11 protein-coding genes are annotated in these 12135 nt (G+C 62.5%); 4 read left to right on the top strand and 7 right to left on the bottom strand.

Going from position 1 to position 12135, the window contains the following annotated elements; genetic code table 11:
* The first annotated feature begins 42 nt into the window (after positions 1-42).
* Positions 43-3513: a hybrid sensor histidine kinase/response regulator gene (locus ACTJKT_RS05615; protein ID WP_440786445.1), complete on the top strand. Its 3471-nt coding sequence runs from the start codon at positions 43-45 to the stop codon at positions 3511-3513.
* Positions 3514-3623: 110 nt separating this feature from the next.
* On the opposite strand, the gene rmuC is transcribed toward ACTJKT_RS05615, so the two are convergent.
* A complete protein-coding gene (gene rmuC, locus ACTJKT_RS05610) occupies positions 3624-4991 on the bottom strand; it encodes a DNA recombination protein RmuC (protein ID WP_164486445.1) in 1368 nt (455 codons plus the stop codon).
* 175 nt (positions 4992-5166) lie between these two features.
* The gene (locus ACTJKT_RS05605) at positions 5167-5490 is read right to left on the bottom strand and encodes a hypothetical protein (protein WP_081251686.1); all 324 of its coding nucleotides are present in this window, start codon (positions 5488-5490) and stop codon (positions 5167-5169) included.
* Between the two features lie 943 nt (positions 5491-6433).
* On the opposite strand from ACTJKT_RS05605, the gene ACTJKT_RS05600 reads away from it, so the two are divergent.
* The 3 genes from ACTJKT_RS05600 to ACTJKT_RS05590 all read left to right on the top strand — a co-directional run bounded on the left by ACTJKT_RS05600 (position 6434) and on the right by ACTJKT_RS05590 (position 8848).
* Positions 6434-6658: a hypothetical protein gene (locus ACTJKT_RS05600; RefSeq protein ID WP_007927809.1), complete on the top strand. Its 225-nt coding sequence runs from the start codon at positions 6434-6436 to the stop codon at positions 6656-6658.
* A gap of 274 nt (positions 6659-6932) precedes the next feature.
* Positions 6933-7415, top strand: a complete 483-nt coding sequence (locus ACTJKT_RS05595) for a hypothetical protein (RefSeq protein ID WP_025805636.1) — start codon at positions 6933-6935, stop codon at positions 7413-7415.
* Between the two features lie 146 nt (positions 7416-7561).
* Entirely contained in the window at positions 7562-8848 is a 1287-nt protein-coding gene (locus ACTJKT_RS05590; protein ID WP_440786444.1) for an OmpP1/FadL family transporter, read from the top strand.
* A 73-nt stretch (positions 8849-8921) separates the two neighbouring features.
* Here ACTJKT_RS05590 and ACTJKT_RS05585 read toward each other — a convergent pair whose 3' ends face one another.
* The 5 genes from ACTJKT_RS05585 to ACTJKT_RS05565 all read right to left on the bottom strand — a co-directional run bounded on the left by ACTJKT_RS05585 (position 8922) and on the right by ACTJKT_RS05565 (position 12133).
* Positions 8922-9473 carry a glutathione peroxidase gene (locus ACTJKT_RS05585; RefSeq protein ID WP_440786443.1) on the bottom strand — a complete coding sequence of 184 codons (552 nt, stop codon included), beginning with the start codon at positions 9471-9473 and terminating at the stop codon, positions 8922-8924.
* Positions 9474-9541: 68 nt separating this feature from the next.
* Positions 9542-9664 (bottom strand): hypothetical protein, encoded by a 123-nt coding sequence (locus ACTJKT_RS05580; protein ID WP_256581500.1) that lies wholly within the window; start codon positions 9662-9664, stop codon positions 9542-9544.
* On the bottom strand, positions 9661-10863 hold the full coding sequence (locus tag ACTJKT_RS05575; RefSeq protein ID WP_053280427.1) for an MFS transporter: 1203 nt from the start codon (positions 10861-10863) through the stop codon (positions 9661-9663). The genes ACTJKT_RS05580 and ACTJKT_RS05575 overlap by 4 nt, the downstream gene beginning before the upstream one ends.
* 51 nt (positions 10864-10914) lie before the next feature.
* The gene (locus tag ACTJKT_RS05570) at positions 10915-11319 is read right to left on the bottom strand and encodes a MarR family winged helix-turn-helix transcriptional regulator (protein ID WP_124372772.1); all 405 of its coding nucleotides are present in this window, start codon (positions 11317-11319) and stop codon (positions 10915-10917) included.
* 82 nt (positions 11320-11401) lie between these two features.
* Positions 11402-12133 (bottom strand): adenosylcobinamide-GDP ribazoletransferase, encoded by a 732-nt coding sequence (locus ACTJKT_RS05565; RefSeq protein ID WP_210477132.1) that lies wholly within the window; start codon positions 12131-12133, stop codon positions 11402-11404.
* Between the last annotated feature and the right edge of the window lie 2 nt (positions 12134-12135).

The raw sequence follows: 12135 nt of genomic DNA, 5'->3' as shown, positions 1-12135 counted from the left end.
CCGGGCCCAAATGCCCGGCGCGCCTTTATGTTCGGAGTTTCCATGTCGCTGTCCAGCGGGCTGATCGCCATCGTCGCCCTGGCCTATATGGCCATCATGTTCGCCATCGCCTTTTACGGTGACCGTCGCAGCGCGCCCTTGCCGCCGCGGGTTCGTGCCTGGGTGTACAGCCTGTCGCTGGCGGTGTACTGCACCAGCTGGACCTTCTTTGGCGCCGTCGGCCAGGCCGCCGAGCAACTCTGGTCGTTCTTGCCGATCTACCTGGGGCCGATCCTGCTGCTGGTACTCGCCCCCTGGGTCCTGCAAAAGATGGTGATAATCAGCAAGCAGGAAAACATCACCTCCATCGCCGACTTCATCGCCGCACGCTACGGCAAATCCCAGTCCCTGGCGGTGGTGGTGGCGCTGATCTGCCTGGTCGGCGTGCTCCCCTACATCGCCCTGCAACTCAAGGGCATCGTGCTCGGCGTGGACCTGCTGATCGGTGCCGGCGCCGACACCATGGGCACCCGCGCCCAGGACACGGCGCTGATCGTGTCGCTGATCCTGGCGCTGTTCACCATCGTCTTCGGCACCCGCAACCTCGACGCCACCGAGCACCACCGCGGCATGGTGCTGGCGATTGCCTTCGAATCCCTGGTCAAGCTGCTGGCCTTTCTCGCGGTCGGCGCCTTTGTCACCTATGGCCTGTACGACGGTTTCGACGATCTGTTCAGCCAGGCCATGCTCGCCCCGCGCCTGGAGCGGTACTGGCAGGAAACCATCAACTGGCCGTCGATGGTGGTGCAGACCGGCGTCGCCATGATGGCGATCATCTGCCTGCCGCGGCAGTTCCACGTCACAGTGGTGGAAAACATCGAGCCCCAGGACCTGCGCCTGGCCAAGTGGGTGTTTCCCGCCTACCTGGCCCTGGCCGCGCTGTTCGTGGTGCCGATCGCCCTGGCCGGGCAGATGATGCTGCCCAGCTCGGTCCTGCCGGACTCCTTCGTCATCAGCCTACCCCTGGCCCAGGCCCATCCGGCCCTGGCCGTGCTGGCCTTTATCGGCGGCGCGTCGGCCGCCACCGGCATGGTGATCGTCGCCAGCGTGGCGCTGTCGACCATGGTCTCCAACGACATGCTGCTGCCCTGGCTGCTACGCCGGCAGAGTGCCGAGCGGCCCTTCGAAGTGTTCCGCCACTGGATGCTCTCGGTACGCCGGGTCAGCATCGTGGTGATCCTGCTGCTGGCCTATGTCAGCTACCGCTTGCTGGGCTCCACCGCGAGCCTGGCGACCATCGGCCAGATCGCCTTCGCCGCCGTGACCCAACTGGCCCCGGCCATGCTCGGCGCGCTGTACTGGAAGCAGGCCAACCGCCGCGGCGTGTTCGCCGGGTTGGCGGCCGGCACCTTCCTGTGGTTCTACACCCTGATCCTGCCGATCGCCGCCCACAGCCTGGGCTGGTCACTGAGCAGCTTCCCGGGCCTGGCCTGGCTGCACGGCAACCCGCTGAACCTGCCGATCACGCCCTTGACCCAGGGTGTGGTGCTGTCGCTGGCGGGTAACTTCACCCTGTTCGCCTGGGTCTCGGTGCTGTCGCGCACCCGGGTTTCGGAACACTGGCAGGCCGGGCGTTTCATCGGCCAGGAAATCAGCGGCCGCCCCAGCTCCCGCTCGATGCTGTCGGTGCAGATCGACGACCTGCTCAAGCTCGCCGCGCGTTTTGTCGGGGAAGAACGGGCCCGCCAGAGCTTCATCCGCTTTGCCTACCGCCAGGGCAAGGGTTTCAACCCCAACCAGAACGCCGATGGCGAGTGGATCGCCCATACCGAACGCCTGCTGGCCGGCGTCCTCGGCGCCTCGTCCACCCGCGCGGTGGTCAAGGCCGCCATCGAAGGACGGGAGATGCAGCTCGAAGACGTGGTGCGCATCGCCGACGAAGCCTCGGAGGTGCTGCAGTTCAACCGCGCCCTGCTGCAAGGCGCGATCGAGAACATCAGCCAGGGCATCAGCGTGGTCGACCAGTCCCTCAGGCTGGTGGCATGGAACCGTCGTTACCTGGAACTGTTCAACTACCCGGACGGGCTGATCAGCGTCGGCCGGCCGATCGCCGACATCATCCGCCACAACGCCGAGCGTGGCCTGTGCGGGCCGGGCGAGGCCGAAGTGCATGTCGCCCGCCGCCTGCACTGGATGCGCCAGGGCCGCGCCCACACTTCCGAGCGGCTGTTCCCCAATGGCCGGGTGATCGAGCTGATCGGCAACCCGATGCCCGGCGGCGGCTTTGTCATGAGCTTCACCGACATCACCCCGTTCCGCGAGGCCGAACAGGCCCTCACCGAAGCCAACGAAGGCCTGGAACAACGGGTCGCCGAACGGACCCAGGAACTGTCGCAGCTGAACGCCGCGCTGACCGAGGCCAAGGGCACCGCCGAGGCCGCCAACCAATCCAAGACGCGCTTCCTGGCGGCGGTCAGTCACGACCTGATGCAACCGCTGAACGCCGCCCGGCTGTTCTCCGCCGCCCTCTCCCACCAGGACGACGGCTTGTCCAGCGAAGCCCAGCAACTGGTCCAGCACCTGGACAGCTCCCTGCGCTCCGCCGAAGACCTGATCAGCGACTTGCTGGATATCTCCCGCCTGGAAAACGGCAAGATCAATCCGGAGCGCAAGCCGTTCGTGCTCAACGAGCTGTTCGATACCCTGGGGGCCGAATTCAAGGCGCTGGCCCAGGAGCAAGGCCTGAAATTCCGCCTGCGTGGCAGCCACCTCAGGGTCGACAGCGACATCAAGCTATTGCGCCGGGTCCTGCAGAACTTCCTGACCAATGCCTTCCGTTACGCCAAGGGCCCTGTGCTACTGGGCGTGCGCCGCCGCGGCAACCAGCTGTGTCTGGAGGTCTGGGACCGCGGGCCGGGCATCCCGCTGGACAAGCAGCAAGTGATCTTCGAAGAGTTCAAGCGCCTCGACAGCCACCAGACCCGCGCCGAAAAAGGCCTGGGCCTCGGGCTGGCGATCGCCGACGGCTTGTGTCGCGTCCTCGGCCATGGCCTGCAGGTCCGCTCCTGGCCGGGCAAGGGCAGCGTCTTCAGCGTCAGCGTGCCTTTGGCCAAGGCGGCCGTCAGCGCACCGAGGCAGGTGGCCGAACTCAATGGCCATCTGCTGTCCGGCGCCCAAGTGCTGTGCGTCGACAATGAAGACAGCATCCTGATCGGCATGAACAGCCTGCTCAGCCGCTGGGGCTGTCAGGTCTGGACCGCACGCAACCGGGAAGAATGCGCCGTGCTGCTGGGTGACGGCGTGCGCCCGCAACTGGCGTTGGTGGACTATCACCTGGACGATGGCGAAACCGGCACCGAGGTCATGGCCTGGCTGCGCACCCAGCTGGGGGATCCGGTGCCAGGCGTGGTGATCAGCGCCGACGGGCGCCCCGAGATGGTCGCCGAGGTACACGCCGCAGGGCTGGACTACCTGGCCAAACCGGTGAAGCCGGCAGCGTTGCGAGCGCTGTTGAGCCGGCATCTGCCGCTCTGAGAGTCCTGTAGTCGCTGCCGCCGGCTGCAATAAGGCCGAAGGCCTTCAGCGATATTGAAAATGCCGCGTCCCCTCCGGGGCCGATCGCAGCCTACGGCAGCGGCTACAGATCAATCCGGCAGTTCGAGCACGGCGCCGTCGGCATCAGTCATCGCCCGCTCCAGCAGGTCCGCCGGCAGGCTCTTGCTGGCGCGCGCGCCAAGCAACCGCAGTTGCTCGCTGCGGCTGACCAGGTTGCCGCGCCCCTCGGTCAGTTTGTTGCGCGCGGCGCTGTAGGCCTTGTCCAGCTGCTGCAGACGATTACCGACCTCGTCCAGATCCTGAATGAACAACACGAACTTGTCGTACAGCCAACCGGCGCGCTCGGCGATTTCCCGGGCGTTCTGGCTCTGCCGCTCCTGCTTCCACAGGCTGTCGATCACCCGCAGCGTGGCCAGCAGGGTGGTCGGGCTGACGATCACGATGTTGCGGTCGAAGGCTTCCTGGAACAGGTTGGGCTCGGCCTGCAAGGCAGCGGAAAAGGCTGCTTCCATGGGTACGAAGAGCAGCACGAAATCCAGGCTGTGCAAGCCTTCCAGGCGCTTGTAGTCCTTGCCGGCCAGGCCTTTGACGTGATTGCGCAAGGACAGCACATGCTGCTTCAGCGCCGCCTGGCCGATCACTTCGTCGTCCGCCGCGACAAACTGCTGGTAGGCGGTCAGGCTGACCTTGGAATCCACCACCACTTGCTTGTCGCCGGGCAGCATGATCAGCACGTCAGGCTGGAAACGCTCGCCGTCGGGCCCTTTGAGGCTGACCTGGGTCTGGTACTCGCGGCCCTTCTCCAGGCCGGCATGCTCCAGCACCCGCTCGAGAATCAGCTCGCCCCAGTTGCCTTGGGTTTTCTGGCCCTTGAGCGCGCGCGTCAGGTTGGTTGCCTCGTCGCTCAAGCGCAGGTTCAGCTGTTGCAGGCGCTCGAGTTCCTTGCCGAGGGAAAAACGCTCACGCGCTTCTGCCTGATAACTCTCTTCGACCCGCTTCTCGAAGGACTGGATGCGCTCCTTGAGCGGGTCGAGCAATTGTCCGAGACGCTGCTGGCTGTTCTCGGCAAAACGCTGTTCACGCTCGTCGAAGATCTTGCCCGCCAGCTCGGCGAACTGCGCCCGCAACTCATCTCGCGAGCCTTGCAGATCGCTCAGGCGTTGCTGGTGACTTTCCTGCTGCTCGCGCAGCTCGGCATTCAACGACGCGGCCTGGGCATCCAGGCGCCGCAGTTCGGCTTCTTTATTGGCCCGTTCAAGGTTCCAGGCGTGGGCGGCATCACGGGCGTTGTCGCGCTCGATCTGCAACAACTCGACTTCCCGGCGCACCGCAGCCAGGTCGGCCTGCTTCACGGCATTGGCCTGGCCCAGGTCGCTGATCTCGTCGCGGCAGGCATCCAACTGGGCGTTCAAGCCATCCTGCGCCAGCAGCGCGGTGGCCAGGCGCTCCTCCAGCAGGGACAGTTCGGTTTGGCGGGAGCTCAGACGGCGCTGCAGTTGCCAGGCGAGCGCCACCAAGGGCAATGCCGCGCCTGCCAGACCAAGCAATACGCTGGTCAAGTCCATAGCCATAGCCACTCCAGACAGTGAAATAAAGCTTGAAGGTTAACCAAGGGACCGAGGCTTGGACAGCTCAGTCTTCGATCTGGCCCAGCTCCAACTGGGCGCGGCGGTCGCCGGCTCGTGCCGCCTGGCGCAGCAGATCGTGGCCGATCCGCCGATCGCGGGCGTTGCCGCACTCGCGGCACATCAGTTGGCCAAGACGACTCTGCGCCGCCACCACCCCTTCCCGGGCAGGCTGCTTGAGCAAACGCCCGGCAAAGTGTTTGACGTTCCGGTTATCCCCCAGGCGTGGACTGTCGAGCAGCCACATGGCCACGCGTAACGTAAAACGCTTGGGTTCGGTAACACTGGAGGAGGCAGAAGTAACAGAAGGTGACACTGAGCGAAACTTCATAAAGCACTGTAGGGCAGATCGGAAGGCGCGCCACTCTACTCCTTTTTTCGCATGCGTAAAGTCGAAAAAAACTCGGCACGCCCGTGCTAGAGCAAGCGCTTGGGACAATCCACAGAAGCTGTGGATAACTCAGTGGACAACCGCCCTACAAGTCGCCGAAAGCCGCATGGGACGGGGCCCGCAGTCAAACTGACGATTTTTTCACCAGTAAAAAAAACCGATGTTTTTCATTGACTTAAATTTTCATCGCAGGCATTGAAGGGCCCGGCAGCTGAGGTGACAGGCTGGTGACAGCCCGCGCAACTATTGTGCACAAGTACCCTCGATCCGGTTATATCGCTGCACCTTTTTCGCCCGTTCACGGGAGAACAGCATCGAGGACCAAAGATTCCAGTAACAACTTTCTGCTCAACTACGTTGGAAAGCCCAGCCTGTCTCGTTCATGGCCTCGCCCCTGCAACGCTCATAACCATTTTGCCTAACACACTTGCACCAGCTACATCAATCCGTTATCATCCACAGCGTTAGTACCAAGCTGAAAGTCAATTCTGGTCGAACAAGTCCCCCGGTTCAGCTTCCCTCAAGAGAAGTTTCTACCGACTACAAGGGATCGACCACCTCGCTGGTTTCCAGGTAAAGCTTTCGCCGACACCGCCTTTGAACACATTGCAAAGGATGTCGCGAAGCACTTTTACTCTGACCGAACCAACCTGCAAATTGATCAGGATCTTCACCTGGGGCCCAGAACCTTAACCCCCCGCTGTGATTGCCTGCCCTCCTAAGTACCTACCTGCCAGCCCTAGCGCGCACTTGATAAAGCGCTTCCAACTGGCTGCTTTGTTCCAGTCGGGTTCTTCGTTCGACCAATGGTGGTCGACGTTACTGGAACGTTTTAACGTTGCACGGTTCTTAACCGTGTCATTTGTAGGAACACCCAATAACTATGTCTACTCAAATCCAGACCCAGGATGCCATTCGCACCCTCACCAACGCTTTTGCTCCAATGAACTGCCTGATCATGGCTGCTCGCAAAGGCTGCTTCAGCTTCACCCTGGTCAACGAACACGGTATCGCTCGTCACAGCGAACGCCTGTACCCCGACCAGTACTCCAGCGCCGAGCCGCTGCAAGCGGTGATCGAGCGAACCCGCCAGGCCTTGACTGCCTGAGACGCCAGAGCGCTGAAAACCCGAAGCCCCGCCTGAACAGCGGGGCTTTTTGTTGCCTGTTATTTCGGTTTTTCCGCCTTCGGCTAAAGCACCATCCGATATAACGGTTATAACTCGAAGCTGGAAATATTTTAAAAACAGTCCTTTACAGCAACGATATGACACTAGACTTCAACTCAAGCGGCATGATCCGCTTCCGGCGAGTCTGACCGATCCACCGCTGCCAAGCTCCCCCATCAGGCCTCGCCGGCCACTTTCACCTTTCGAGGGTTTTATGGGTATTGCCGCCAGCGAACTGTGCCGCTACGTGATCCGCCCAACCCTGATCTATCTGGGCAGTCACAGTCGCACTGCAGAATCACTGCTGCTAGGCATCGCTGCCAGCCAATCCGCCCTCGGCTCCGCCCTGCACGACCGCAGAGGCCACGGCCTCTATCGCATCGCCGAACCCCGCCACCAGGCACTCTGGGACCACTACCTGGCCCTGGACCCGGAGCGGGCCAGCCTGGTTCGCGGCCTGGCCAGCCAGCATGCATTCCTCAGCGGGCCACACCTGGAATTGACCGTCAACCTGCGTTACGCCACCGCCATCGCCTGGCTGCTGGTAGAAGAGCAGAACACCCCGCTCCCCGAGGCCGACGACCTGGTCGGCATGGCCCGCATCTGGAAGCAGATCTTCCAGCCACAAGGACGCTTGCGGGACTTTGCCGACGCCTGGCAAACCTGTGTTGCACCGCTGAATCAGGTCGCCTGCTGAATCGGACTTTTTGCAAGATCGTGCAAACAACGGCAATTTTGGTCGGATTGTCCTACAAAACCGCTCTATCTCAAGCCATACAGCCTATAGCGCTGAGGAGGAAATGTTGGTAATTTTCGCTCCGGTGATCACCAGGAGTTCTAATAATGAAAAAAGTAATACTCAAAACCAGTCTTAGCCTTGCCGTTGCCATGGCATCCACTCAACTCTTCGCAAGTGGCTTTGCCCTGAACGAACAAAGCATCAGCGGCATGGGCACTGGTTTCGCCGGTCGATCCTCTGCTGCCGATGATGCAAGCACAGTTTTTGGTAACCCTGCCGGTATGTCGCGCCTGAAACGCCAGCAAGTCACTGGCGGTGTCGCGGCCATCGATGCATCCACCGACATCAACGATGCCAGCGGCAGCCGTAGCGGTACCAACAAAGGCGATATGGTGCCCTTCACCACCGTGCCCATGGGCTTCTACGTCAAGCCTATCGACGATCAGTGGGCCTTCGGCCTGGGTGTCTACGCCCCATTCGGCCTGATCACCGACTACGAAAACGGCTTCCAAGGCCGTAACTTCGGCAGCAAGAGCGAAGTCAAGGTCATCACCTTCCAGCCAACCGTCAGCTACGCCTTCAACGACAAGGTGTCGATCGGTTTCGGCCCGACCATCAACCGCATTTCCGGCGTCCTGGAATCCGCACTGACCACCCCTCTGTCGCCCAACGACGGTCGTGTCCAGATCAAGGGGAACGACATTGGCTACGGCTACAACATCGGCGTGCTGGTCCAGGCGACCGACACCACCCGCGTGGGCCTGACCTACCACTCGAAGGTCAAGTACAAGCTCGAAGGCCACACTGAAGTCAGCCCAGGCGCCGGCACTCCGAGCGCCCTGCTGCGTGGCGCTCGCTATGACGCCTCGCTGGACATCACCACCCCTGAATCGGCCGACTTCTCGGTGACCCAGGACCTCAACGATGCCTGGAAACTCTACGCCGGTGCGACCTGGACCCGCTGGAGCCGCCTGAAAGACATCACCGTGGAAAACGAAGGCGTAACTGCCAGCGCCGGCGGCCTTCTGGCCCCGGGTGCGCTCAGCACCGTCAAGGAAGAGCAGAACTGGCACGACACCTGGGCCTACGCCATCGGTACGTCCTACCAGTTGAACAAGCAGTGGGTACTGCGTACCGGCCTGAGCTTCGACCAGTCGCCAGCCAACAACACCAACCGTTCGCCACGCATTCCTACCGGCGACCGGACCATCTTCAGCCTCGGCGCCGGCTGGAGCCCAACCGAAGACCTGACCATCGACGTGGCCTACTCCTACCTCAAGGAAGAGAAAGTCAAGGTCAACAACAGGAACCAGCAACTCGGCCAGTCTTACAGCTCCGAGTACGAAAACAGCGCGAACGGCTTCGGCGTGGGTGCAACCTACCGCTTCTAAAGCCTGATGGCCTGAACGAAAAAGCCCCCGCATCCAAGGATGCCGGGGCTTTTTTATTGGCCGCAAATAACACTCAAGGCTTGGATGCCAGCGCCTGTTCCACTGCCTCGATCAACTCAGGACTGTCCGGTTTGGTCAGGCTGGAGAAGTTGGCGATCACCTTGCCCTGGCGATCGACCACATACTTGTAGAAATTCCACTTCGGCGCACTGCTCTGCTCGGCCAGGACCTTGAACAGGTGCACCGCGTCCGGGCCTCGGACCTGCTGCGGCTCGGTCATGGTGAAGGTGACGCCGTAGTTCACATAACAGACCTTGGCCGTTTCCGCGCCATCCCTGGACTCCTGCTTGAAGTCATTGGACGGCACACCTACCAGCTCCAGCCCCTGATCCTTGTAACGCTGGTACAGCGCTTCGAGCCCCTTGAACTGCGGGGCGAAACCGCAAAAGCTTGCGGTATTGACCACCACCAGCGGTTTGCCGGCAAAGCGCTGGCACAGATCGATGGATTCCTTGGCGCGCAGCTTGGGCAACGAGCCCTGCAACAGCGACGGGCATTCGCCCGCCCAGGTCGAACCGGCAAACACCATGAGTACAGCTGGAACAGCCAGCCAACGCGCCAACATATTCAACTCCTTGAAAGTACCGTCAGGGGTGAAGCTACTCGCCCGGCGGAGGCCCTAGCAAGCGCCTCCTAGCAGACGCCCATGCCCAACTGCATCAGCGCCAGCCCGCCCTGGTGCCAGCCCCACCAGGCCAACGCCAACAGCGCGACGACAACCGCCAGGCCGACCCAGCGCAGACCTGTCCGGCTCATGCCGCGCTTGCCTGCAAACGCGCGACCGGACGTTCGCGCACCGGCCAGTTCAGGGCCGCGGCCAGCAGACTGAGGAGAATCGCCACCTGCCAGATCAAGTCATAACTCCCGGTTCGATCGTAGACCACCCCGCCGAGCCAACCGCCGAGGAACGAGCCCAACTGGTGAAACAGAAACACGATGCCGCCCAGCATGGACAGGTTGCGCACACCGAACAAGGTGGCCACCGTGCCATTGGTCAGGGGCACCGTCGACAGCCACAGGAAGCCCATGGCCATGCCGAACAGATAAGCACTGACTTGCGTCACCGGCAGCCAGAGGAACAGGCCGATGACCACCGCACGCAGCAGGTACAGGCCGGTCAGCAAGCGCGGTTTGGACATGCGCCCGCCCAGCCAGCCGGCGGTGTAGGTGCCGAAGATATTGAACAGGCCGATCAGCGCCAGCACCGTGGTGCCCACTGTAGCCGGCAAGTGCTGGTCCACCAGGTAGGCCGGCAAATGTATGCCGATGAACACTACCTGGAAACCACAGACGAAAAAGCCGAACGCCAGCAGCCAGAACCCGGAATGGGAGCAGGCCTCGCGCAAGGCCTCGGAGAGGCTCTGCTCATGGCCCAGGCTTGGCAGCGGCTTGTCCTTGAGCATGCTCACCAGCGGCACGATCAACGCCACCAGCAAGCCCAGCACCAGCAGCGCTGACGACCAGCCGAGCCAGCCGATCAAACCCAGGGTGCCCGGCAGCATGGCGAACTGGCCGAACGAACCGGCCGCACTGGCGATCCCCATGCCCATGCTGCGTTTTTCCGGCGGTAACGCGCGCCCCACCACGCCGAGAATCACCGAGAACGAGGTCCCCGAAAGACCGATGCCGATCAGCAATCCGGCACTCAATGACAGCGACAGCGGCGAATCGGCCAACCCCATGAACAGCAGGCCCACGGCGTACAGCACGCCGCCGATCACCACCACCTTGGCCGCGCCGAAGCGATCGGCCAGGGCACCAGTGAAAGGCTGGGCCAGGCCCCAAATGAGGTTCTGCAAGGCGATGGCAAAGGCAAACACCTCGCGCCCCCAGCCGAACTCAGCGCTCATGGGCGGCAGAAACAGCCCGAAGCCATGTCGAACCCCCAGAGACAAGGCCAGGATCAGCGCACTCCCGAGAAGAACCCAACCGCTGGTACGCCACATCGAAGTCATTTTATTCTCCATTTACGGGTATATACCCGCTTATCATCGAACGAACAGTGCTCACGACAGTTCGTTCAGCAAGGCCAGCAAGGTTTCGCGTTTCTCTGCCCCCAGACGATCGATCAAGCGCTGTTGCGCCGCTTCCCAGGCCGGCAAGGCCGCCAGCAGTCGTTGCTGGCCCTCCTGGGTCAGCTGGACGATACGATTGCGTTGATCCTCACCCTCGGACAGCCGGACCAGCCCCTCGCCTTCCAGCACCCGCAGGTTGCGGCCCAGGGTGCTGCGATCCAGGCCCATGGCCTCGGCCAGGCTGGAAATGCTCGGTTGGTCCAGGCGCTGCAGGTTGCTCAGTAAAGAATACTGGGCAACGTTGATCCCGAAGCCGTCGAGAGCGCCGTCGTAGAACCTGCTGACGCCACGGGCGGCGCGACGCAGGTTGGTGCACAGACATTGAGAAGGAAGCATGGTGCGTGTATATACCCGCGATTAACGGAATGCAAGAATTTTGCAAAGCCCAGGGCGCGGATAACACCCGCGCCCCGCCTTTCTAGAACAGCGCTAACCCCACCAGGACCGCCACCTCCAGCAGTTCCAGCAGAGCCCCCGCCGTGTCCCCGGTGGTGCCGCCCAGACGACGCAGCATCAGCTGGCGCAAGCCGACAAACACCACGCCCGCCAGCAGCAACGCCAACACTGCGCTATAGCCACCGAGCACTACGCACGCCAGCGCTGCGAGCGCCAGCACCCACTTGCCGGCCAGACGCGGCAGATGATTCGCCAGCGCCTGCCCAAGGCCACCAGGGCGCACATAAGGCGTGCAAAGGAACAGCCCCAGCAAGGCGCCGCGACCGATCAGCGGCGCCAGCAGCAAGGCAACGCCGGCCTGCTGCTCGATCAGCGCTACCAGCGCGGCGAACTTGAGCAGCAACACCAACCCCAGGGTGACCACGGCGATCGGCCCGCTGCGCGGGTCCTTCATGATCGTCAGCGTGCGCTCGCGATCGCCGAAGCCGCCCAGCCAGGCGTCCGCGCTGTCGGCCAGCCCATCCAGATGCAGGGCACCGCTGAGCAGCACCCAGACCGTCAGCAACAACGCCCCATGCAGCAACAACGGCGCGCCCATCAACAACTGGTTCATGCCCCAGAGCAGCAGCCCGAACAGCAGGCCGACCAGCGGATAGAACAGCAATGACCGGCCCATTTCCTCGGGCGACGGCATGCCCGGCAAACGCACCGGAAAACTGCTGAGAAATTGCAGGGCGATCCAGAATGGCAGCACGT

The organism is Pseudomonas sp. 22526 (genome assembly GCF_052044735.1).
GTDB classification, from domain to species: domain Bacteria; phylum Pseudomonadota; class Gammaproteobacteria; order Pseudomonadales; family Pseudomonadaceae; genus Aquipseudomonas; species Aquipseudomonas piscium.
The sequence above is the reverse complement of the archived record's forward strand: the minus strand, read 5'-3'. Positions and strand labels throughout refer to the sequence as shown.

Coding starts and splice junctions, on each gene's coding strand:
- ACTJKT_RS05615 (WP_440786445.1), top strand. CDS start 43: ATGTCGCTGTCCAGCGGGCTGATCGCCATCGTCGCCCTGGCCTATATG.
- ACTJKT_RS05575 (WP_053280427.1), bottom strand. CDS start 10,863: ATGACTTCGATGTGGCGTACCAGCGGTTGGGTTCTTCTCGGGAGTGCG.
- ACTJKT_RS05570 (WP_124372772.1), bottom strand. CDS start 11,319: ATGCTTCCTTCTCAATGTCTGTGCACCAACCTGCGTCGCGCCGCCCGT.
- ACTJKT_RS05580 (WP_256581500.1), bottom strand. CDS start 9,664: ATGAGCCGGACAGGTCTGCGCTGGGTCGGCCTGGCGGTTGTCGTCGCG.
- ACTJKT_RS05605 (WP_081251686.1), bottom strand. CDS start 5,490: ATGAAGTTTCGCTCAGTGTCACCTTCTGTTACTTCTGCCTCCTCCAGT.
- ACTJKT_RS05585 (WP_440786443.1), bottom strand. CDS start 9,473: ATGTTGGCGCGTTGGCTGGCTGTTCCAGCTGTACTCATGGTGTTTGCC.
- ACTJKT_RS05595 (WP_025805636.1), top strand. CDS start 6,933: ATGGGTATTGCCGCCAGCGAACTGTGCCGCTACGTGATCCGCCCAACC.
- ACTJKT_RS05590 (WP_440786444.1), top strand. CDS start 7,562: ATGAAAAAAGTAATACTCAAAACCAGTCTTAGCCTTGCCGTTGCCATG.
- ACTJKT_RS05600 (WP_007927809.1), top strand. CDS start 6,434: ATGTCTACTCAAATCCAGACCCAGGATGCCATTCGCACCCTCACCAAC.